Origin of the sequence: Microbacterium sp. MEC084 (genome assembly GCF_004514465.2) — a bacterium.
Classification (GTDB): Bacteria; Actinomycetota; Actinomycetes; order Actinomycetales; family Microbacteriaceae; genus Microbacterium.
This window is the reverse complement of the sequence record NZ_MYFP02000008.1, coordinates 1-21053: the sequence shown is the minus strand read 5'-3', so window position 1 is coordinate 21053 and position 21053 is coordinate 1. Positions and strand designations below refer to the sequence as shown.

Below are 21053 nucleotides of genomic sequence, written 5' to 3'. Positions count from 1 at the left end.
GGACCGAGGCGGTCAGCGGCGCGCGGCGTACTGCTCGCGGATCACCGCGCGGGTGTCCGGAGCGGGCTCCGCCGAGAGGGACACCGGCCACGACGGGCGCTCGCCGGTCAGCGCCCACGCCGCCTGAACGGCGGCCCCCGCCGCGACGTACTCGCCGGGCTCGGGCACCACGACCGGTGCGTCGAACACCTGCGCGGCGATCGCCGCGACGGCCGGGTTCTGGGCCGCGCCGCCGACGAGCAGGATGCGGTCGGCCCCGACGCCGTGTGCGCGCACCGCGTCGAGCCCGTCGGCCAGGCCGCACAGCATTCCCTCGATCGCGGCGCGGGCGAGGTTCTCGCGGGTGGTGGAGGCGAGCGTCATCCCGAACAGCGTCGCGGTCGCGTCCGGCAGGTTCGGCGTGCGCTCGCCCTCGAAGTACGGCTGCAGCACGAGGCCGCCGGCCCCCGGCTGCGCCGACAGGGCCAGTCGGCCCAGCTCGTCGTGGTCCACGCCGAGCAGCTTCGCGATGCCGTCCAGCACGCGCGCGGCGTTGAGCGTGGCGATCAGCGGCAGGAAGGCGCCGGACGCGTCGGCGAAGCCCGCGACCGTCCCGCTCGCGTCCCGGACCGGGGCGTCGGTCACGGCGAACACCGTCCCCGAGGTCCCGATCGACACCGCGACGTCGCCCGTGGCCGCCCCGAGGCCGAGGGCCGCCCCCGCGTTGTCTCCGCAGCCCGGGCCGATCACGAGTCCGTCGGCGAGGGATCCCGCCCCGCCCGCGACGGACTCGGACGGGCCGAGCACGCGCGGCAGGACGACGTCGGCGGCGTCGCGGCGCAGCGCGAGCGACAGCAGCTCGCGGTCGTACGCGCCGCGCTCGCCGTCGAAGTACGCGGTGCCGCTCGCGTCGGAGCGGTCGGTCACGAGCTCATCGAGCACGGGGCCGAGCGGCGACTCGTCCGCGGGGCCGTAGCCCCGCAGGCGCCACGTCAGCCAGTCGTGGGGGAGCGCGACGGCCGCCACGCGGGCCGCGTTCTCCGGCTCCGCGTCGGCGAGCCAGCGCAGCTTCGTGGCCGTGAACGACGCGACCGGCACGACTCCGGTGCGGCGCGCGAACGCGTCCGCCCCGACCTCGTCCCGCAGGGCGGCGGCCGCGTCGGCCGAGCGGGTGTCGTTCCACAGGAGCGCGGGCCGGATCACGCGACCCTCGGCGTCGAGCGCGACCATGCCGTGCTGCTGGCCGCCGATCGAGATCGCCGCCACATCGCCGAGCCCGCCGGCATCCGAGAGCGCGGTCTGCAGCGCGTCCCACCAGTGCTGCGGGTCGATCTCCGTGCCGTCGGGGTGCGTCGCGCGCCCCTGCCGCACGACGGCGCCCGTGCCGAGGTCCCGGACCACGACCTTGCAGCTCTGGGTCGAGCTGTCGACTCCCGCGACGAGGGTCATCGCCGTCCTTTCCGATGTATCCGTGACGAGACTGGTTCCGGGCGACGAGACTGGTCTTCCCGACACCGGTCTCGTCCCCCAGGACCAGTCAACGTCCGAGGGCTGGGCTCAGCGCGCGCCGAGCAGGTGCTCGGTCGCCAGCTGCTGCAGGCGCACGAAGCCGAAGCCCTTGCCGCCGAGGTACGCGTCCGCGTCGAAGTCCTCGAACGCCGAGCGGTCGGCTAGCAGGTCGTCGTACGACTCGCCCTCGCCCAGCGTGGGCTCGGCGAGCTCGAGCACCTTGGCGGCCTTCAGCGCCTCCTGCACCTCGGGGTCCGCGCGGAAGGCGGCCGCGCGCTCCTTGAGCAGCAGGTAGGTGCGCATGTTCGCCGTGACCGAGTCCCACACGCCCGTCTCGTCCTCGGTGCGGCTGGGCTTGTAGTCGAAGTGACGCGGGCCGTCGTAGGCGGGCACGCCGCCGGGGCCGCCGTTCTCGAGCAGGTCGACGAGCGCGAACGCGTTGTGCAGGTCGCCGTGGCCGAACACCAGGTCCTGGTCGTACTTGATGCCGCGCTGACCGTTGAGGTCGATGTGGAAGAGCTTGCCGTGGTACAGCGCCTGCGCGATGCCGGCCGCGAAGTTCAGCCCGGCCATCTGCTCGTGGCCGACCTCGGGGTTCAGGCCGACGAGCTCGGGGCGCTCGAGCGAGTCGATGAAGGCGATCGCGTGGCCGAGCGTCGGCAGCAGGATGTCGCCGCGCGGCTCGTTCGGCTTCGGCTCGATCGCGAAGCGGATGTCGTAGCCCTTGTCGGTGACGTAGTCGCCCAGCAGGTTGACGGCCTCGCGGTAGCGCTCGAGCGCGGCGCGGATGTCCTTGGCCGAGTCGTACTCGGCGCCCTCGCGGCCGCCCCACATCACGAAGGTCTTGGCGCCCAGCTCGGCGGCGAGGTCGATGTTGCGCAGCACCTTGCGCAGCGCGAACCGGCGGACCTCGCGGTCGTTCGACGTGAACCCGCCGTCCTTGAAGACCGGGGCGCTGAACAGGTTGGTGGTGACCATCGGCACGATCAGGCCGGTGTCGGCGAGCGCCTGCTTCAGGCGGTCGATCTGGGTCTGGCGCTCGGCGTCCGTGGAGCCGAAGGCGAACAGGTCGTCGTCGTGGAACGTGAGGCCGTAGGTGCCGAGCTCGGTGAGCTTCTCGACCACGTGCACGACGTCGAGCGGCGCGCGGGTCGGGCCTCCGAACGGGTCGGTGCCGTTGTACCCGACGGTCCAGAGACCGAACGAGAACTTGTCGTCCTTGGTGGGGGTGAGCGCCATGGGAGTGCCCGCTTTCAGCATCGTCGGTGAATTGTTGCGGAGCCAAACATATCAACCGACGCGCGTCCGCGCAACGCGGGATCAGGCGACCAGCAGATAGAGCGCGCCCAGGACGGTCAGGGCGATCACGATGCGCTCGAAGGTGCGCTGATCCAGCCGGTCCAGGAGCCAGCGCCCCAGCAGCGCACCCGCGACGACACCCGGGATCAGTGCCAGATCCATCAGCAGGGTCGGGACGTCGATGATGCCGAGCGCCACCGAGAACGGCACCTTGGCCAGGTTGATGCCCGCGAAGAACCACGCCGCCGTGCCGAGGAACTCCCGCATCGGGAACCGCGCCGCCAGGAAGTACATCGACATGACGGGCCCCGCGGCGTTCGCGACCATGGTCGTGAAGCCGCCGAGGGTGCCGTACGCCGCGGCGGCCAGCAGGCCCGCGCCGGGGGCCTCGGTCTCCTCGCGCGCACGCCGCCGCCGCCACAGGGTGACGCCCACGACGAGCAGCAGGATCGCACCGATGACGCGGCGCGTCCACGCGTCGGACGCGAACGCGAGGAACGCGGTGCCCAGCAGCAGCCCGGCCAGGACCGCCGGGATCAGGGGCAGGAGCGCGCGCAGGCGCGCGTGCCTGCGGTGCAGCCAGAGGGCGAAGCCGTCGCCGACGATCAGCAGCACCAGCAGGGCGCCGGTGGACTCCTTGGCCGGGAGCGCGGTCGCGAACAGCGCGATCGCGAGCGTGTTGGCTCCCGGCAGCGCCGCCTTCGAGACCCCGACGATCACGGCGGCGGCCGCGAGCGCGGCCCAGGCGAGGAGGGTGAGTTCGGGCATCGTCTCAGGCTATCCGCGGCGCCGGATGCGGGCGCCGGCCGGGTTCGCGGTCAGGTGAGCTCGACGTCGACGACCTGCTCGCCCGCGGTGATCCGGTACTCGCCCTTCCAGCCCGTGACGCGCACGCGCCCGTCCGCGTCGGTGCGCATCGTCGTGGGCGGCAGCCACCACTCGTCGCGGATCAGCCCGCGCAGACGCTCGTACGACGGCTTCCGGCTGCCGTCGGAGCGGAGCAGCCCGATCGGCGCGCCGAGCCACGCTCCGGCGTCCGTGATGCCCCAGTACGTGATCGCCTCGACCGCCGGGTGGCCGGTGAGCGTGCGATACAGGCTCTCGAGCTGGTCCGCCTGCCGTGCCTCGCCCTCCGGGGTCGAGGGCCAGCTGTCCACGACGTAGTCGTTCAGGTCCTCGATCTCGGGCGGCATGAGGTCGCCGGAGACGAGGCTGACCTCCGTGAAGTGCAGCGGCAGCCCGAAGCGCGCGAAGCGGTCGGCGATCTCCAGCAGCTGCTCCTCGCCGCGGTAGCCCTGGTGCATGTGGGTCTGCAGGCCGATCGCGTCGATCCGGACGCCGGCCTCGAGGGCGTCCTCGATCACGCGCTCGTACCGCGCGGAGAGGTCGAAGTCGTTGATCAGCAGCGTCGCATCCGGGTTCGCCGCGCGCGCCGTGTCGAGCGCGAGCCCGACGATCCCGGTGCGCCCGAGCTCGCGCGCGAGCCGCGAGACCGCGTTCGGGACGCCGTCGGGCTCGTTCTCGAACACCGGCATGATGGCGACCTCGTTGATCGCGTCCCACGTGTCGATCAGCCCGGCGAAGTCGCCGACCTCGCGTGTGACGCGCTCGCGGATCAGGCGCTCGACCTCGTCGCTCGGCAGCGGGTCGAGCCACCGCGCCTTGACCGTGTGCCACACGAGGGGGTGCCCCTTGAGGCGCACGCCCCGGTCGGCGAACCAGCGCGCGGCGGTGAGCAGCCGCGCCGTGTCGGGGTGCCCACGCTGGGGCTCGAAGTCGCCCCAGTAGATCGGCAGCGTGGCGGTGTCGAACAGGCCGAGCCAGTCCTCGGCGAGCTGAGACAGGTCGGCCTCGCCGTTCGCATGGGGCACCAGCTCGAAGCCGATGTTGCCGAACCCGAAGGCGTGGCGCGTCTGCTCCACGACGACCTCGCGGTCGGCGAGCGGGGTGCCCTCGGCCGAGGTCACGACGACGTCTGCGGCGGCGGTGCGGGGGGAGGGGGTCACGTCACTCCTTCGGGCGTGCGGTCGAGCCGCGCAGCACGAGCTCCGCGGGCATCCGGATGTGCTCGGGCTGCGAGCCTCCGAGCATGTCGAGCAGGAGCCGCACCGCGGCCGCGCCCATCTCGGGCAGCGACTGGCGGATCGTGGTGAGGCCGGGGGAGGAGGCCACGGCCTCCGGGATGTCGTCGAAGCCGACGACGGAGAGGTCCTGCGGGATGCGCAGTCCCCGCGCGGTCGCGACCCGGATGGCCTCGATGGCGGAGAGGTCGTTCGCCGCGAACACGGCGGTCGGCGGCTCGGCGAGGTCGAGCAGGGCGGTCGCCGCGGGGGTCGACTCGGCCGTGCGGTACGCGCCGACGGTCACGAGGCGCGGGTCGAAGGGGATGCCCGCGGCCGCGAGCGCCTCGCGGTATCCCTGCTCGCGCAGCCGCGCGGACTCCAGGTCGCCGCGGCCGCGGATATGGCCGATCCGGCGGTGGCCGAGCGAGATGAGGTGCTCCGTCGCGGCACGGGCGCCGCCGAGGTTGTCGGTGTCGACGGTGGCCGGCCCGGTGGGCCCGGTGTGGGGGTCGACCGCGACCGTGGGCACGGACGACTCGGGCAGGGCGACCGTCGGCGTGACGATGATGGCGCCGTCGATCAGCGTCCCGCCGAGCCGGGACAGCGACCGGCGCTCCCACCCGGTGTGCTCACCGGCCGACACGCTTCCGGCGTAGGCCAGGATGTCGTAGTCCGTGCCCTGAAGCGCCGACGAGGCGCCGCGCAGCAGCTGGAGCGCGAACGGCTCGAACTCGGCCACCAGCACGCCGATCACGTTGGTGCGGCGCCGCCGCATCGAGGTGGCGACCAGCGAGCTCTCGTAGCCCAGCTCGGCGACCACGCCCAGCACGCGCGCGCTGGTCGCGTCCGCGATGCCGTCGCGCCCGTTGATCACCTTCGAGACGGTCGCGACGGAGACCCCGGCGGCACGCGCCACGTCGCGGATCGTCACGCGTCCGACGCCGACGCGCGCGACAGGGGTGTCGGTCATGGGGACAGCCTAGTCACAATATGGAAAACGATATCGATAACGATTGACATTTGTTGGACCCGGTGACAAAGTCATCCGAGACGCATCGGAGGCCTCGGCGATCCGACCCGGGCGGTGCGTCCCACTCAACGAAGAGGAGCAATGCCCATGAACGTTCGCAGGACATGGATGGCCGCGGCGGCCGTCGCCGTCACCGCGGGCCTCGCCCTGACCGGCTGTGCCGGCGGCGGAGGACAGAGCGGTGAGGACGGCGGACCTGTCGAGCTCGAGGTCTGGCACAACTCGACCACGGGCCCCGGCAAGCAGTTCTGGGAGGACGCCGCGGCGGCGTTCACCGAGGAGAACCCGGACGTCACGTTCAAGATCACCGCGATCCAGAACGAGGACATGGACGGCAAGCTGCAGACCGCCGTGAACTCGGGCGACATGCCCGACGTGTTCATGGCGCGCGGCGGCGGCAAGCTCGCCGACATCGTCGACGCGGGGGCCGTCAAGGACCTGACCGACCTGATCTCGGACGACGCGCGCGCGGCGTTCGGCGACGCGCCGTTCAGCGCGTTCACGATCGAGGACAAGACGTACGCCGTCCCGATGGCCGTGCTGCCCGGCGGCTTCTTCTACAGCCAGGACCTGTTCGCGCAGGCCGGCATCGACGAGCCGCCGACCTCGATCGACGAGCTGAGCGACGCGGTCGACAAGCTCAAGGGGGCCGGCATCCAGCCCATCGCGCTGGGAGCGAAGGCCGCCTGGCCCGCCGCGCACTGGTACTACTTCTTCGCGCTGCGCGCCTGCAGCCAGGACACGATCGAGAACATCGCCGTGACGATGGACTTCTCGGAGCCGTGCTGGCTCGAGGCGGCGGAGAACCTCGAGGAGTTCGCGGCCACCGAGCCGTTCCACGAGGGCTTCCTCACGACCGACCCGCAGGAGGGCGCGTCGTCGTCCGCCGGCCTGATCGCCAACCACCAGGCGGCCATGGAGCTCATGGGCGCGTGGGACGTGGGCGTGATCGCCTCGCTCACCCCGGACCAGCAGCCGCTGGCCGACCTGAGCTGGTTCCCGTTCCCGGCCGTCGAGGGCGGCGAGGGCGACCCGACCGCGATGATGGGCGGCGTCGACGGCTTCTCGTGCGCGGCCGACTCGCCCTCAGCGTGCGAGGACTTCCTGAACTTCCTCGCGACCGAGGAGCAGCAGGAGGCGTACGCCGTGGCGTACCAGACCATCCCGGCGAGCGCCGACGCTCAGGACGCGGTCGAGGACCCCGCCCTGCAGCCGCTCATGGAGGCCTCGAGCGAGGCCGCGTACGTCGTGGTGTGGCTCGACACGATGCTCGGCCAGAACGTCGGCAACGCGCTGAACACCGCGGTCGTCGAGATGCTCGCCGGTCAGGGAGACGCGCAGTCGATGGTCGACGCGGCGGCTCAGGCGGCGGCGCGAGGCTGACATCATGACCGGAACCCAGGCCACGCCGCTCGCGGCGCGACCTGTGGGGAGTGCGCCCTCCGGGGCCGGCGCCCGCGCGTCGGCCCCGGGGCGGCGGCCGCGACGAGCCGACTGGCGCATGCGCGGCGAGATCGCGCTCCTCGCAGGCCCCGCGATCGTCGTCTTCGTCTTCTTCGTGATCCTGCCCGTCGTCATGGCGGCGGTGTACGGATTCTTCCGCTGGAAGGGCTTCGGCTTCCCCGACGACTTCGTCGGGTTCGGCAACTACGAGCTCATCCTGCAGGACCCGACCTTCCGCGACGCCCTCTGGCACAACGCGATCGTCGTCGTGTTCTCCCTGCTGCTGCAGGGGCCGCTCGCCATCCTGTTCGCGCTGCTGATGAACCAGAAGATGCGCGGGCGCTCGCTCATCCGCGTGCTCATCTTCGTGCCGTACGTGATCTCCGAGGTCGTCGTCGGCACGGGCTGGGCGCTCATGCTGCAGGACACCGGAGCCATCAACTCGCTGCTCGCCAAGATCGGGCTCGAGGCGTGGCAGAACTCCTGGATCGCCGACCCGTCCGTCGCGATGGGCACGCTGATGTTCATCCTGACGTGGAAGTACATCGGGTTCGCGGTGATCCTGATGCTGGCGGGAATGCAGTCGATCCCCGAGGAGCTCTACGAGGCAGCCGCGATCGACGGGGCCGGCTTCTGGAAGATCCAGTGGAGCATCACGCTGCCGCTGTTGGGCCCGACCATCCGCATCTGGGCCTTCCTGTCGATCATCGGCGCGCTGCAGCTGTTCGACCTCGTCAACATCATCTGGGGGCAGTACGTCTCCGCGACGGCCGGCACCTCGACCATGGCGACGTACATGTACCTCAACGGCCACCTCGCGGGCAACTACGGCTTCGGCAACGCGGTCGCCGTCGTGATCTTCCTGATCTCGCTCGTCGTGGCCCTCGTCTACCAGCGGTTCGTGCTGCGGCGCGACACCGACGGCGCCCTCACGGGCGACAGTGGAAGGAGCCGCCGGTGAGCACCGCGACCTCTGTCCTGGTCCAGCCGCTCGACCGCCGGGGCCGGCGACGTCCCCGGCGCGACTGGGGCAACCCCTGGGTGTACCTGATCGCGGTCATCCTGATCTCCATCTGCATCGGCCCCGTGCTGTACATCATCATCGGCGGCTTCCGCACCAACTCGCAGATCACGGCCGACCCGTCGGGCTGGCCGGATCCGTGGGAGACCGGCAACTACACGGACGTGCTGGCGAGCGGCGAGTTCTGGACCGCGATGCTCAACTCGACCGTGGTGGGTCTCGGGACGACGGTCGGCGCCGTGGTGCTCGGCATCATGGCGAGCTACGTGATCGCGCGCTACGACTTCCGCGCCAAGGGAGCGATGTACGCGCTGTTCGCGGCGGGCCTGATGTTCCCGATCACGGTGGCCATCACGCCGCTGTACCTGCTGATCCGCAACCTGGGGCTCGTGAACAACCTGGGCGGTCTCATCCTGCCGCAGATCGCGTTCGCGCTCCCGACGACCGTGATCATCCTGGTGCCGTTCCTGCGGGCGATCCCGAAGGAGCTCGAGGAGGCCGCATCGATCGACGGCGCCAGCCGGCTCGGCTTCTTCTGGCGGATGGTGATCCCGCTCAGCCTCCCGGGCGTCATCACGACCGGCATCCTCGCGTTCGTCGGCTCGTGGAACGGCTACATGCTGCCGCTGTTCATCCTGAGCGACGCCGATCTGTTCACTCTTCCCCTGGGCGTGCAGAACTTCTCGTCGCAGTACTCGGTCGACACCGCACGCGTGCTCGCGTACACGTCGCTGTCGATGCTTCCGGCGCTGCTGTTCTTCAGCCTGTTCGAGCGTCGCATCGTCGGCGGCCTGACCGGGGCGGTGAAGGGATGACCGACGTGCAGACCACCGAGCGCGCCGCCGTGGAGACCTCCGCGCCCGCGGACGTCCGCGCCTACCCCGTGGCGTCCGACCGCGTCGCCGACCTGCTCGCGCGCATGTCGCTCGAGGAGAAGGCGGCGCAGCTCGTCGGCTACTGGATCGACCAGGGCGGCGAGGTCGTGGCGCCGATGGTGGACGAGATGGGCACCGCCGGCGACGGCCGAGCGCTCTCCGACATCACCGTGCACGGGATCGGGCACTACACCCGCGTGTACGGCACGCGACCGGTCGAGCCGGCCGAGCGCGCCGCCTGGCTGTGGGGCGAGCAGCGCCGCCTGAAGCGCGAAACCCGTCTCGGCATCCCCGCGCTCGTGCACGAGGAGTGCCTCACGGGCCTGGCCGCGTGGAAGGCCGCGACGTTCCCGACCCCGCTCGCGTGGGGCGCGTCCTTCGACCCGGAGCTCGTCGAGGAGATGGGCCGGGCGATCGGCGCCTCGATGCGCGAGCTCGGCATCCACCAGGGTCTGGCGCCCGTGCTCGACGTGATCCGCGACCCCCGCTGGGGGCGCGTGGACGAGTGCATCGCCGAGGACCCCTACGTGGTGGGGACGATCGGCACCGCGTATGTCCGTGGCCTGCAGGGCGCGGGCGTGCACGCCACGCTCAAGCACTTCCTCGGCTACTCGAACTCGCGGGCGGGGCGCAACCACGCGCCCGTGCACGCCGGCCCCCGCGAGGTGGCCGACGTGTTCCTTCCCCCGTTCGAGATGGCGATCCGCGACGGCGGCGTGCGCTCCGTCATGAACAGCTACGCGGAGATCGACGGCGTGCCCGTGGCCTCCGACCCCGAGCTGCTCACCGGCGTGCTGCGCGAGCGACTCGGCTTCGACGGGGTCGTGGTCGCGGACTACTTCTCCGTGGCGTTCCTCGAGGTGATGCACGCCATCGCGGCCGACCGCGGCGCGGCGGCCGCGCTCGCGCTGCGGGCCGGTATCGACGTCGAGCTGCCCTCGGGCGACGCCTACCTGGAGCCGCTCGTCGAGGCGGTCCGGTCCGGCGCGCTCGAGGAGGCGTACGTGGACCGCGCGGTGCTGCGCGTGCTCGCGCAGAAGGAGGAGCTGGGCCTGCTCGACCCCGAGGCCTTCGAGGACGAGCCGCCCGCGAGCGTCGATCTCGACACGCCCCGCCACCGCGAGATCGCGCGGCGCCTGGCGGCCGAGTCGATCGTGCTGCTGTCGAACGACGGCGCGCTGCCCCTGGCATCGGGTGCCCGCCGCGTCGCGGTGATCGGCCCGAACGCCGACCGCGCCGACGCGCTGCAGGGCTGCTACTCCTTCGCGAACCACGTGCTGGCGCACCACCCGGGGTACGAGACCGGGTTCGCCATCGCGACCGTGCGCGAGGCGCTCGCCGCCGCGCTGCCGGACGCGGAGCTCGTGTACGCGCGCGGCTGCGAGGTCGAGGGCGAGGACCGCTCGGGCTTCGACGAGGCCGTGGCGGCCGCGGATGGCGCCGACGTCGCGATCGTGGTCGTGGGCGACCAGGCAGGCCTGTTCGGCCGCGGCACGGTGGGCGAGGGGAACGACGTCGAGTCGCTCGACCTGCCCGGCGTCCAGCGCGAGCTCGTCGAGCGGCTCACGGAGACCGGGACCCCGGTCGTCATGGTGCTGCTCACCGGCCGCCCGTACGCGATCGCGTGGGCGCTCGACGAGGAGGGCGCCGGTGCCGCGCGTCCCGCGGCCGTGCTGCAGGCCTTCTTCCCGGGCGAGGAGGGCGGCACCGCGATCGCGGATGTCATCACGGGCGCCGTCTCGCCGTCCGGCCGGCTTCCCGTGAGCCTGCCGCGCTCGGCCGGCGCCCAGCCGTACTCGTACCTGAGCCCCATCCTGGGTGGTCCGTCCGACGTCACCTCGACCGATCCGACGCCCGTCCGGCCGTTCGGCTTCGGCCTGTCCTACACGACGTTCGCGTACGACGACCTCGCGGTCGACGAGACGGTGCCCGCGGACGGCCGGCTCAAAGCGTCCGTGACCGTGACGAACACCGGCGCGGTGGCGGCCGCCGACGTGGTGCAGCTTTACGGCCGCGACGTCGAGGCGACCGTCACGCGCCCCGTGGCGCAGCTGCTCGGCTACGCGCGCGTCGAGCTGGAGCCCGGCCAGTCGCGCCGCGTGGCGTTCGACGTGCCGGTGCAGCGCTTCGCGTTCACGGACCGCAGTCTGACCCGCGTGGTCGAGCCGGGCGACGTCGAGGTGTGGGTCGCGGCGCACGCCGCGGCGTCGAGCCGCGCGGCCGATGTCAGGGACTCCACGGGCGGCGTCATCTCGAACGCCAGGGCCCGGGGCGCGCGCGAGCTCGCGGGCGACGCGACGCCGCGCGCGCGGGTCACGGTGACGGGCGACGTCCACGTCGTCGGGATCGACGATCCTCGCGTCGTCGAGGTGACCCTCGGCTGATCCGAAGGCCGGATGCGCGGCGCCCACCCGGCCGCGCATCCGGTCTCCGGCGTCCGGGGCCGATAGATTGCCTGGGACGGACCGACACGTGCGAGGGCAGGGATGCGACCGCTGACGACGAGCGTCGAGGGGGTGCGGCGCACCAACCTCGGCGAGGTGCTGCGCCTCGTGCACCATGAGGGGCCGCGCTCGCGCGCCGTGATCACCGCGGAGACGGGGCTGAACCGCTCCACGGTCTCCGACCTGGTCACGACGCTCGTGGCCGCCGGCCTCGTGGAGGAGCGCGATCCCGATCCGACCCGGCGCGTGGGGCGTCCCTCGCCGATCGTCGCCGCCAGCGAGGACGTCGTGGCCATCGCCGTGAACCCCGAGGTGGACGCGCTGGAGGTCGGCGCCGTGACCCTCGGCGGGCGGGTCCGCGCGCGGGTGCGCGAGGAGGTCTCCGGCGACGTCCGCGTGGACGACGTGGCCGCGGCCGTGGCGAGGGTCGTCGACGGCTGGCGCGGCTCGGAGCTGCGCGGCTGCCGGATCGTCGGCGGCGGCGTGGCCGTGCCCGGTCTCGTGCGCGCGGCCGACGGCACCGTCCGCCTGGCGCCGCACCTCGGATGGCGCGACGTGGACGTCGCGGGCCCGCTCCGCTCGGCCACCGGGCTGGCGTTCTCGGTCGGCAACGACGCGTCGCTCGGCGCGCGGGCGGAGAAGCTGTTCGGCGCCGCGCGGGATCACGCCGACGTCGTGTACCTCAACGGCGGCGCCTCGGGCATCGGCGGCGGGCTGATCCTGCACGGCACCGCGATCGGCGGCGCCCGCGGCTACGCCGGGGAGTGGGGCCAGAACCGTCCGAGCATCCTGGACCCGGCCGACCGCCGCACGGACGACGGCGTGCTCGAGGACGAGGTCAACCGCGCGCGGCTGCTGGGCGCCCTCGGGCTGGGTGCGGCAGACGACGACGAGCTGGCGCGCGCGCTCGCCGCGTCGTCCGACCCGGCCGTGGCCGACGAGGTCGAGCGGCAGCGCCGCATCCTCGCCCCGAGCCTCGCGAACGCGGCGAACGTGCTCAACCCCTCGGTGATCGTGCTCGGCGGATTCCTCGCGATCCTGCACGATCACGACCCGGAGGGGCTCCTCGACCAGGTCCGCGCGCACATGCTCGCCGCCCCGGCCGAGGACCTGGAGATCCGCGCGGCCGCGCTCGGCGCCGACCGCCTGCTGATCGGCGCGGCGGAGGCGGCGCTGGAGCCGCTGCTCGCCGACCCGCTCGGCCTGCCGGCTTCCTCCTCCTGAGGACGGCCCGTCAGGGCAGCACGAGGCGGCCGTCGACGCGGCGGGGGATGCCGAGCGGGTTGTCGTCGCGGAGGGCCGCGGGCAGGAGCTCGGCCGGGGCGTCCTGGTAGGTCACGGGGCGCTGGAAGCGGCGCACGGCGGTCGCGCCGACCGACGTGAACTGCGACGTGCTGGACGGCCACGGGCCGCCGTGCTGCTGCGCCCAGCTCACCGCGACGCCCGTCGGCCAGCCGGTGAACAGCACGCGGCCGGCGAGCTCCTCGAGGCGGCCCACGAGCGCGCCGACGTCCTCGCCGGGCTCGCGGTGCACGGTCGCGCTGAGGCTGCCCGGCATGGCGTCCAGCACGGCGTCGCGCTCGGCCTCGTCGGCGCAGCGGACCAGCAGCGTGAACGGGCCGAACACCTCCTCGAGCAGCTCGTCGGCGTGGCGCAGCAGGGTCGGCGCATCGGTCGCCGCCACGAGCGGGGCCGGACCGTCGCCGGCCTCGCCGGTCGCCACGACCTCGACGCCGTCCAGGTTCGAGACGCGCTCGGCACTCGCCGCGAAGCCCTCGGCGATCGCGGGGGTGAGCAGCCGCGGCTGGGGCGCGAGGTGGCCGGGCAGAGCGGCCTCGAGGGTCGAGCCGTGCGGCACGAGCACCACGCCCGGCTTGGTGCAGAACTGGCCAGCGCCGAGCTGGAACGAACCGGCCAGGCCCTCCGCCAGCGCGGCGCCGCGTTCGGCGTCGGCGCCCGGAGTGACCACGACCGGGTTGAGCGAGCCGAGCTCGCCGTAGAACGGGATGGGATCGGGTCGCGCCGCGGCGCGGTCGAAGAGCGCGCGCCCGCCGCGCACGGATCCGGTGAACCCGACCGCGCGGATCGCGGGATGGTCCACGAGCGCCAGCCCGGCCTCGAAGCCCTCGACCAGCGCGAAGACGCCGTCCGGTGCGCCGGCGGCGGCGAGGGCCGCGGAGACCACCTCTGCGGTCCGCCGCGACGTCTCGGGATGGCCCGGATGCGCCTTGACGACCACAGGGCAGCCGATCGAGAGCGCGGAGGCGGTGTCGCCGCCCGCGACCGAGAAAGCGAACGGGAAGTTCGACGCCGCGAACACCGCCACGGGCCCGATCGGCCGCAGCACGCGCCGGAGGTCGGGCGTCGGGGGAGTGGTGGACGGATCCGGATGGTCGATCGCCGCCTCGAGGTACGAGCCCTCCTCGACGACCCGGGCGAACAGCCGCAGCTGCGCGGTGGTCCGCGCCACCTCGCCGGCCAGGCGCGGTGCGGCCGGCAGAGCGGTCTCCCGGGCGGCCAGCTCGACGAGCGCCTCGGCGTCGGCGTCGAGCGCGTCCGCCACGGCGCGCACCCAGGCGGCGCGCGTGCGGGCGTCGGCGCGGGAGGTGTGGGCGAACGCCTCGCGCGCGGCGCGCGCGATCCGGTCGACGTCGTCGACGGCGGTGTCGGTCATGCAGGGAGCCCCTTTCGAGAGCGGACGCTACCAGTGAAGCGCAGAGCGGGCCGGAGCGGGCGCGATCAGCCCGCGGTCGAGGCCCGCACGACGAGTTCCGGCTCGAACACCACGTCGCGCGGGGCGAGCGCCGGATCCGCCGCCTCCTCGACCAGGATCGACAGGGCCGTGGCGCCCATCGTGCGGCTGGGCTGCCGGATGGAGGACAGCGGCACGGCCGCGGCCGCCGCGAAGTCGATGTCGTCGTACCCGATGAGCGCGATCTCGCCCGGCACGGAGACACCCGCCGCCGTGAGCGCCTGCAGCACGCCGAGCGCGATCAGGTCGTTCGCCGCGAAGATCGCGTCGGGCCGCTCGGTGCGCGGGCGGGCGGCGATCCGCTCGCCCGCGGCGCGGCCCTCGGCCACCGTGAGCGAACCCACCGGGACCGTCTCGAGCGCCGCGCCCGGCGCGGGGGAGATCGCCGCGCGGGCCCCCTCGGCGCGGTCGGCGACCTGACGCAGCGTCCCCGGGCCGCCGACGAACGCGATGCGGCGCCGGCCGGTCTCGATGAGGTGCCGCGCCGCGAGCGCCCCGCCGCGGACGTCGTCGACGGCCACCGACGAGAACCCGCTCCCGGGCGCCGCCCGGTCGACCAGCACGACGGGGATGCCGCGGCCCCGGAGCGCGCGCAGGCGGGTCAGGTCGTTGCCGATGGGGGAGAGCAGCACGCCGTGCGCGCGCTGCTCTTCGAAGTGGGCGAGCAGGCGCAGCTCGCGCTCCGGGCGCTCGTCGCTGTTGCCGATCAGCACCGAGAGCCCGCGCTCGGCCGCCAGGTCGTCGGCGCCCCGCGCGAGATCCGTGAAGAACGGGTTGCGGGCGTCCAGCACGACCAGCCCGACCGTGTGCGACCGGCCGGCCCGCAGCTGCCGGGCGGCGTCGTTGCGCACGTAGCCGAGGGCGTCGATCGCCGCGCGCACGCGCTCGACCGTCGCGTCGGGAACCGACTGCGGTCGGTTGAGCACGTTCGAGACGGTCCCGACCGAGACGCCGGCGCGCGTCGCCACGTCGCGGATGCTGACACCCATGGTTCCTCCTGCGGCTCGACGTTACCGCGCGCCGCGGGCCGCGCGAGACGCGACGCGGCATCCCCGGGTGAAACGTCTCACCCGCGCTAGGGTCATGCTGGATGCGGCACCGCTGCCGCGATGGAAGGAACCGATCGATGGCCCTGTACGACCTCCCGCTCGAGGACCTGCGCATGTACGCCCCCGACGTGGCGTGCCCCGACGATTTCGATGCGTTCTGGGCCGACACGCTCGCGCAGACGCGGGCCGCCGCCTGGGAGGCGAGGGTCGAGCCGGTCGACAACGGGCTCGCGCTGGTGGACACGAGCGACGTGACGTTCGCCGGATACGCGGGGGACCCCATCCGGGCCTGGTGGCATGTGCCGGCCGGGCGGCGGCCCCGCGCCGTGGTCGTGGAGTTCATCGGCTACAGCGGCGGCCGGGGCCTCGCGCATGACGTCGCGGCGTGGCCGCTCGCCGAGTGCGCCCACCTCGTCGTCGACACCCGTGGTCAGGGATGGAGTCACTGGCGCTCCGGCGACACGGCCGACCCGCACGGCTCCGGGTCCGCGGCGCCCGGCATGATGACCCAGGGCATCGAGGACCCGGAGACGTACTATTACCGCCGCGTCTACTCCGACGCCGTGCGCGCGGTGGACACCGCGCGCGAGCTGGCGCCGGGCCTTCCGCTGTTCGTGACCGGCGGCAGTCAGGGCGGCGGCATCTCGATCGCGGCCGCGGCGCTGGCCGAGGGCGTGGCCGGGGCCATGCCTGACGTGCCGTTCCTGTGCCACTTCGCGCGCGCGACGACGATCACCGACGCCCGCCCGTACCGCGAGATCGGGGAGTACCTCGCCGGTCACCGCGGCCGCGTCGAGCGCGTCTATCGCACGCTGAGCTACTTCGACGGGGTCAATCTCGCGCGCCGCGCGACCATGCCGGCGCTGTTCTCGGTCGCTCTGATGGACGTGATCTGCCCGCCGTCCACGGTGTTCGCCGCCTACAACGCGTGGGGCGGCGAGGACCGGCGGATCGAGGTGTACCCGTTCAACGACCACGAGGGCGGCGGCGCCTTCCAGCGCCGGGCGCAGCTCGACTGGCTCGCGGAGCGCATGCGCTGAGGCCGGTGGCGCGATTGCGGATGATGCCGTACAGTCGCCATCTGAAACGATTCATCGCACCATGACGGTGCCGCACAGAGGGATCTCGAGGATGAGTGAGCGCGTGTGCTTCACACTGCGCGTCAAGCCCGAGCTGATCGACGAGTACATCGCCCGTCACAGCCCGGTCTGGCCCGAGATGCTCGAGGAGATCGCCGCCTCCGGGCGTCGCGACTACTCGATCTTCCATCTCGGCGACGGCCTGCTCGTCGGCACCTACACGACCGACGACGACGCCGCGGCGCGGGAGCACCTCGCCCGGTCCGAGGTGGCCGCCCGCTGGGAGGCGTCGATGGCGCCCTTCTTCGTGGGACTCGACGGCCGCCCCGACCAGGCCGCCCAGACCCACCCCGAGGTCTTCCACCTCGAGACCCAGCTCGCCGCCGCGCGCGCCACCTCCTGACCCGACCGATCCGCCGGATCGATACCGACCCAGTGAACCGGGGCGTCGCCGCCCCTCGTGAGAAAGGCCTCACCGTGAGCATCCTCTCCGCCGACATCCTCGCCACGCTCGAGAGGCAGGCGATCGAGCTGCCCTCGTGGGCGTTCGGCAACTCGGGCACCCGCTTCAAGGTGTTCGCGACGCCCGGCACGCCGCGCGATCCGTTCGAGAAGATCGCCGACGCCGCGCAGGTGAACCGCCTCACGGGCCTCGCGCCCTCGGTCGCGCTGCACATCCCGTGGGACCTCGTCGACGACTTCGGCGCCCTGCGCCGGCACGCCGAAGACCTCGGCGTGAGCCTGGGCACCATCAACTCGAACACGTTCCAGGACGACGACTACAAGTTCGGCGCGCTCACGCACGAGGACCCGAAGGTGCGCCGGAAGGCCATCGACCACCACCTCGAGTGCATCGACGTGATGGACGCCACCGGCTCGCGCGACCTCAAGATCTGGCTGGCCGAGGGCTCGAACTACCCGGGACAGGCCGACCTGCGCGGCCGCCAGGACCGGCTGCACGAGTCGCTCGCGACCATCTACGAGCGCCTCTCGGGCGAGCAGCGCCTGGTGCTCGAGTACAAGTTCTTCGAGCCCGCGTTCTACCACATCGACGTGCCGGACTGGGGCACCTCCTACGCGCAGGTGGCCGCGCTGGGCGACCGCGCGATGGTGTGCCTCGACACCGGGCACCACGCGCCCGGCACCAACATCGAGTTCATCGTGATGCAGCTGCTGCGCCTCGGGAAGCTCGGCTCGTTCGACTTCAATTCGCGCTTCTACGCCGACGACGACCTGATCGTGGGCGCCGCCGACCCGTTCCAGCTGTTCCGCATCCTGTTCGAGGTGATCCGCGGCGGCGGGCTGAACAACCCCGACGTGGCGTTCATGCTCGACCAGTGCCACAACATCGAGGACAAGATCCCCGGCCAGATCCGCTCGGTCCTCAACGTTCAGGAGATGACCGCCCGCGCCCTGCTGGTCGACCGCGAGGCGCTGGCCGCCGCGCAGCAGGCGAACGACGTGCTGGCCGCCAACGCCGTCTTCATGGACGCGTTCTACACCGACGTGCGTCCCGCGCTCGCCGAGTGGCGCCAGTCGCGGGGCCTTGCCGCCGACCCGATGGCGGCCTATGCGGCCTCCGGCTAACAGAGCACCATCGCCGAGGACCGCGTCGGCGGCGTCCAGGCCGGCTGGGGCGCGTAAGCCTCCCCGGAGAACAGACCCATCGGAGGCGTCGGATGCCGATCCCGGCGTCTCCGGTGCACCACTCGCGTTCGGAAGGACGACGATGAGCGACCCCTACTCCGCCGCGGACGGCCTCGTGCGCGTCTACCCCGCCTGTGAGCCGAACCGCACCGGGCTGGTCTGGGCGCACGGCGGCGGCTTCGCCTTCGGCGACCTCGACATGCCCGAGGCGGACGGCGTCGCCCGCACGCTCGCGACGCGCGGCACGACCGTCATCTCGGTCGACTACCGCCTCGCGCCGGTCGCCGAGGCGTCCTCCGGGACGCCGGCGCGCGTCGGGCACCACTACCCCGCCGCGTCCGACGACATCCTCGCCGCCTGGTTCTGGACGCTCGACAACGCGAGCAGGCTCCGCATCGACGACGCGCGCCTCGCCCTCGGCGGCGCCAGCGCGGGCGGCAACCTGGCCGCCGGCGCCACGTTGCGGCTGCTCGAGAGCGGCTCGGCCACGATTCCGGCCCTCGTGCTGCTGGCCTACCCGACGCTGCTCGCCGTGCAGCCGGCGCCGGACGCGGCGCTGCGCGCGGCACTGGATGCGAACCCGGACGCCGACCGCTTCGGACCGACCGTCGTGCGCGGCATGTACGAGAACTACCTCGGCGGCGACGTCGACGGAGCGCCGGTGGCCGCCATCCCGGGGCTCGCCACGCCGGGCGCGCTCGCCGGCTTCCCGCCGACGTTCATCGTCAACGGAGACGTCGACGAGCTCCGCGTCTCGGCAGAGGTGTTCGCCGCCACGCTGCGGACGGCAGGGCGCCCGTCGAGATGATCGTCGAGCCGGGCACCGACCACGGCCACCTCAACCGCCCGGCGGAGCCGGCAGCATCCGTCACCCTCGACCGCTTCGCGGCGCGCCTCGCCGCCCTTCCCGGCCGCGCCCGGACGGCGTCGTAAGGAGCCGCGACTCAGCGACTCGTGTAACCGCCGTCGATCGGCAGCGAGACGCCCGAGATCATGCCGGCGCCGTCGCTCAGGAGGAAGACGATCGGCGCGGCGATGTCGTCCTCGGTGGCCCAGCGGTGCAGCGGCATCGCGTCGAGGAACGGCCCCTCGATGTCGGGACGGCCCCAGTACCAGGCCGACATCGGCGTCATGACCACCGTCGGGTTGACGCTGTTGACCCGGATGCCGTATCCGCCCAGCTCGAGAGCCGAGACGCGCGTGATGTTGTCGAGCGCGGCCTTCGACGAGCCGTACGAGATGTGGCCCGCAAGCCCGACGAGGCTCGCCTGGCTCGAGACGTTGACGATCGCGCCGCCCTTGCCGACGCGCACCATCTCGCGGGAGGCGTACTTCGTGACCAGGAGCGCGCCGCGGGCGTTGATGCTGATGACCTTGTCGAAGACGGCGATGTCGGTGTCCATCGGGGTGGCGATCTCGCCGCCCCAGCCGCCGCAGTTCACGACGCCGTAGAGGTCGCGGCCCTCGATGGCCGCGTGGATCTCGTCCTCGGACTCGAGGTCGAAAGCGACCGGCGTGGCCCCGGTCTCGGCCACGATCGCCTCGACGCTCTCGGTCGTGCGGCCCGCCGCCAGGACGTCCGCACCGGCCGCGACGAGGTGCCGGACGGTGGCACCGCCGATGCCGCCGCCGGCGCCGGTGACGAGGATGGTGCGGCCCTGGAATTCGCTCATGGACGTGCTCTCTGTTGCGGGATGATTCATGCGACCGACGCCGCCGAGGCGCCGTCACCGTGGGACATGTAACCACAGAACGGCGGTCATGTCTCCGGTGTCATCGGGCGCGGGACGCCTGGGTTGACACCGGTGACATGGACAGCGTAGCGTGCTCGGAGTCGCTCCGGTCACACCGGCGACCGCTCCACCGACGCAGCCGCGATGCTCCCGCATCGACCCGAGGAAGACCACGAAGCAGTGTTCAGCAACCGCCCCACTCCGCCGCCGATCGCCGAGGCGACGCTCGCGGAGCTCGCCGAGCGCGCACGCCTCCTCGCCGAGGACGGCCGGCGCCGCATCCTCGGCGTGACCGGGACCCCGGGAGCCGGCAAGTCGACGGTCACGGCCGCGCTCCTCGCGGCTCTCGGGGATCGCGCCGTCATCGTCGGCATGGACGGATTCCACTTCGCCAACGCCGAGCTCCTCCGCCTCGGGCGTCGCGACCGCAAGGGCGCGCCCGACACGTTCGACGTCGACGGCTATGTCGCGCTGCTGAGCCGGCTGTCGGCACAGACGGCCGGCACGATCTACGCCCCGGTCTTCGACCGCGCCCTCGAGGAGTCGATCGGCTCCGCCGTGGCGGTCAGCGCCGAGGTGCCCCTGGTGATCACCGAGGGCAACTACCTGCTTCACGACGCGCACGGGTGGGACGGGGTCCGCCCGCTCCTCGACGAGGTCTGGTACCTGGACATCGACGCCGACGAGCGCCGACGCCGCCTGGTCGCCCGACGCCTGGGCCACGGGCATCCTGCCGACGAGGCGACCGCGTGGGTCCGCGACGTCGACGAGCCCAACGCGCGGGTCGTCGAGACCGCACGAGACCGCGCCGACCTCGTCGTGCGCGTCGTCCCCGACCACACCGTCCCTTCCGAAGGAGATTCCGCATGACGACGACGGCAACGGTTCCGGTTCTGCAGGCGCGGGGGTTGTCGCGTCAGTTCGGGCATGTGCGGGCGCTCAATCAGGTGGACTTCGAGGTGTTCCCGGGGGAGGTGACGGCGCTGATCGGTGACAACGGTGCGGGGAAGTCGACGCTGGTGAAGGCGCTGTCGGGGAACCTCGCGATCGATTCGGGGACGATCCTGTTCGATGGGCAGGAGGTGGACATGTCCACCCCGTCGCAGGCGTCGGCGCTGGGTATCGAGACG

General features: G+C 72.8%; 20 protein-coding genes. 12 read left to right on the top strand and 8 right to left on the bottom strand.

What is annotated here, in order from left to right; genetic code table 11:
- Positions 1-12: 12 nt before the first annotated feature.
- The 5 genes from xylB to B5M43_RS08810 all read right to left on the bottom strand — a co-directional run bounded on the left by xylB (position 13) and on the right by B5M43_RS08810 (position 5820).
- Positions 13-1428: a xylulokinase gene (gene xylB / locus B5M43_RS08830; protein WP_134746381.1), complete on the bottom strand. Its 1416-nt coding sequence runs from the start codon at positions 1426-1428 to the stop codon at positions 13-15.
- Positions 1429-1536: 108 nt separating this feature from the next.
- Positions 1537-2727 (bottom strand): xylose isomerase, encoded by a 1191-nt coding sequence (gene xylA, locus B5M43_RS08825; RefSeq protein WP_134746383.1) that lies wholly within the window; start codon positions 2725-2727, stop codon positions 1537-1539.
- Between the two features lie 81 nt (positions 2728-2808).
- The gene (locus tag B5M43_RS08820) at positions 2809-3555 is read right to left on the bottom strand and encodes a sulfite exporter TauE/SafE family protein (protein ID WP_134746385.1); all 747 of its coding nucleotides are present in this window, start codon (positions 3553-3555) and stop codon (positions 2809-2811) included.
- Between the two features lie 50 nt (positions 3556-3605).
- Positions 3606-4793, bottom strand: a complete 1188-nt coding sequence (locus B5M43_RS08815) for an endo-1,4-beta-xylanase (protein WP_134746387.1) — start codon at positions 4791-4793, stop codon at positions 3606-3608.
- 1 nt (position 4794) lies between these two features.
- Entirely contained in the window at positions 4795-5820 is a 1026-nt protein-coding gene (locus B5M43_RS08810) for a LacI family DNA-binding transcriptional regulator (RefSeq protein ID WP_055990122.1), read from the bottom strand.
- Positions 5821-5967: 147 nt separating this feature from the next.
- Here B5M43_RS08810 and B5M43_RS08805 point away from each other — a divergent pair, with 147 nt between their 5' ends.
- The 5 genes from B5M43_RS08805 (at position 5968) to B5M43_RS08785 (ending at position 12887) form a co-directional block, all read left to right on the top strand.
- The gene (locus B5M43_RS08805) at positions 5968-7263 is read left to right on the top strand and encodes an ABC transporter substrate-binding protein (RefSeq protein ID WP_134746389.1); all 1296 of its coding nucleotides are present in this window, start codon (positions 5968-5970) and stop codon (positions 7261-7263) included.
- 4 nt (positions 7264-7267) lie between these two features.
- On the top strand, positions 7268-8284 hold the full coding sequence (locus B5M43_RS08800) for a carbohydrate ABC transporter permease (protein ID WP_055990116.1): 1017 nt from the start codon (positions 7268-7270) through the stop codon (positions 8282-8284).
- Positions 8281-9159 (top strand): carbohydrate ABC transporter permease, encoded by an 879-nt coding sequence (locus B5M43_RS08795; protein WP_055990114.1) that lies wholly within the window; start codon positions 8281-8283, stop codon positions 9157-9159. Before B5M43_RS08800 ends, B5M43_RS08795 begins: the two co-directional genes overlap by 4 nt.
- Positions 9156-11603 (top strand): glycoside hydrolase family 3 N-terminal domain-containing protein, encoded by a 2448-nt coding sequence (locus B5M43_RS08790; protein WP_134746391.1) that lies wholly within the window; start codon positions 9156-9158, stop codon positions 11601-11603. The genes B5M43_RS08795 and B5M43_RS08790 overlap by 4 nt, the downstream gene beginning before the upstream one ends.
- A gap of 102 nt (positions 11604-11705) precedes the next feature.
- Positions 11706-12887, top strand: a complete 1182-nt coding sequence (locus B5M43_RS08785; RefSeq protein ID WP_055990112.1) for an ROK family transcriptional regulator — start codon at positions 11706-11708, stop codon at positions 12885-12887.
- A 10-nt stretch (positions 12888-12897) separates the two neighbouring features.
- Here the strand turns inward: B5M43_RS08785 and B5M43_RS08780 are convergent, their stop codons facing one another.
- Positions 12898-14337, bottom strand: coding sequence for an aldehyde dehydrogenase (NADP(+)) (locus B5M43_RS08780; RefSeq protein WP_134746393.1), 1440 nt, complete (start codon positions 14335-14337; stop codon positions 12898-12900).
- Positions 14338-14402: 65 nt separating this feature from the next.
- Entirely contained in the window at positions 14403-15404 is a 1002-nt protein-coding gene (locus tag B5M43_RS08775) for a LacI family DNA-binding transcriptional regulator (protein ID WP_134746395.1), read from the bottom strand.
- A 137-nt stretch (positions 15405-15541) separates the two neighbouring features.
- Here B5M43_RS08775 and B5M43_RS08770 point away from each other — a divergent pair, with 137 nt between their 5' ends.
- The 5 genes from B5M43_RS08770 (at position 15542) to B5M43_RS15140 (ending at position 19123) form a co-directional block, all read left to right on the top strand.
- Positions 15542-16504, top strand: coding sequence for an acetylxylan esterase (locus B5M43_RS08770; protein ID WP_134746397.1), 963 nt, complete (start codon positions 15542-15544; stop codon positions 16502-16504).
- 91 nt (positions 16505-16595) lie between these two features.
- Positions 16596-16946, top strand: coding sequence for an L-rhamnose mutarotase (locus B5M43_RS08765; protein WP_134746399.1), 351 nt, complete (start codon positions 16596-16598; stop codon positions 16944-16946).
- A gap of 74 nt (positions 16947-17020) precedes the next feature.
- Complete coding sequence (rhaI, locus tag B5M43_RS08760) at positions 17021-18130, top strand: L-rhamnose isomerase (protein WP_134746401.1); 1110 nt, start codon at positions 17021-17023, stop codon at positions 18128-18130.
- A gap of 142 nt (positions 18131-18272) precedes the next feature.
- Positions 18273-18998 (top strand): alpha/beta hydrolase fold domain-containing protein, encoded by a 726-nt coding sequence (locus B5M43_RS08755; protein WP_230667856.1) that lies wholly within the window; start codon positions 18273-18275, stop codon positions 18996-18998.
- Positions 18995-19123, top strand: a complete 129-nt coding sequence (locus tag B5M43_RS15140) for a hypothetical protein (RefSeq protein WP_268993261.1) — start codon at positions 18995-18997, stop codon at positions 19121-19123. Before B5M43_RS08755 ends, B5M43_RS15140 begins: the two co-directional genes overlap by 4 nt.
- 11 nt (positions 19124-19134) lie before the next feature.
- Here B5M43_RS15140 and B5M43_RS08750 read toward each other — a convergent pair whose 3' ends face one another.
- A complete protein-coding gene (locus B5M43_RS08750) occupies positions 19135-19863 on the bottom strand; it encodes an SDR family oxidoreductase (RefSeq protein ID WP_134746403.1) in 729 nt (242 codons plus the stop codon).
- Between the two features lie 240 nt (positions 19864-20103).
- On the opposite strand from B5M43_RS08750, the gene B5M43_RS08745 reads away from it, so the two are divergent.
- Together B5M43_RS08745 and B5M43_RS15135 are read left to right on the top strand one after the other, a co-directional pair.
- Positions 20104-20793, top strand: coding sequence for a nucleoside/nucleotide kinase family protein (locus B5M43_RS08745; RefSeq protein ID WP_230667853.1), 690 nt, complete (start codon positions 20104-20106; stop codon positions 20791-20793).
- Positions 20790-21053, top strand: a 264-nt coding sequence (locus tag B5M43_RS15135; protein WP_268993260.1) for an ATP-binding cassette domain-containing protein, incomplete at its 3' end; no start/stop codon positions are given. The genes B5M43_RS08745 and B5M43_RS15135, both read left to right, overlap by 4 nt.

Coding starts and splice junctions, on each gene's coding strand:
- xylA (WP_134746383.1), bottom strand. CDS start 2,727: ATGGCGCTCACCCCCACCAAGGACGACAAGTTCTCGTTCGGTCTCTGG.
- B5M43_RS08800 (WP_055990116.1), top strand. CDS start 7,268: ATGACCGGAACCCAGGCCACGCCGCTCGCGGCGCGACCTGTGGGGAGT.
- B5M43_RS08780 (WP_134746393.1), bottom strand. CDS start 14,337: ATGACCGACACCGCCGTCGACGACGTCGACCGGATCGCGCGCGCCGCG.
- xylB (WP_134746381.1), bottom strand. CDS start 1,428: ATGACCCTCGTCGCGGGAGTCGACAGCTCGACCCAGAGCTGCAAGGTC.
- B5M43_RS08805 (WP_134746389.1), top strand. CDS start 5,968: ATGAACGTTCGCAGGACATGGATGGCCGCGGCGGCCGTCGCCGTCACC.
- B5M43_RS08785 (WP_055990112.1), top strand. CDS start 11,706: ATGCGACCGCTGACGACGAGCGTCGAGGGGGTGCGGCGCACCAACCTC.
- B5M43_RS08770 (WP_134746397.1), top strand. CDS start 15,542: ATGGCCCTGTACGACCTCCCGCTCGAGGACCTGCGCATGTACGCCCCC.
- B5M43_RS08810 (WP_055990122.1), bottom strand. CDS start 5,820: ATGACCGACACCCCTGTCGCGCGCGTCGGCGTCGGACGCGTGACGATC.
- B5M43_RS08775 (WP_134746395.1), bottom strand. CDS start 15,404: ATGGGTGTCAGCATCCGCGACGTGGCGACGCGCGCCGGCGTCTCGGTC.
- B5M43_RS08820 (WP_134746385.1), bottom strand. CDS start 3,555: ATGCCCGAACTCACCCTCCTCGCCTGGGCCGCGCTCGCGGCCGCCGCC.
- B5M43_RS08790 (WP_134746391.1), top strand. CDS start 9,156: ATGACCGACGTGCAGACCACCGAGCGCGCCGCCGTGGAGACCTCCGCG.
- B5M43_RS08750 (WP_134746403.1), bottom strand. CDS start 19,863: ATGAGCGAATTCCAGGGCCGCACCATCCTCGTCACCGGCGCCGGCGGC.
- B5M43_RS08755 (WP_230667856.1), top strand. CDS start 18,273: ATGAGCGACCCCTACTCCGCCGCGGACGGCCTCGTGCGCGTCTACCCC.
- B5M43_RS08765 (WP_134746399.1), top strand. CDS start 16,596: ATGAGTGAGCGCGTGTGCTTCACACTGCGCGTCAAGCCCGAGCTGATC.
- B5M43_RS15140 (WP_268993261.1), top strand. CDS start 18,995: ATGATCGTCGAGCCGGGCACCGACCACGGCCACCTCAACCGCCCGGCG.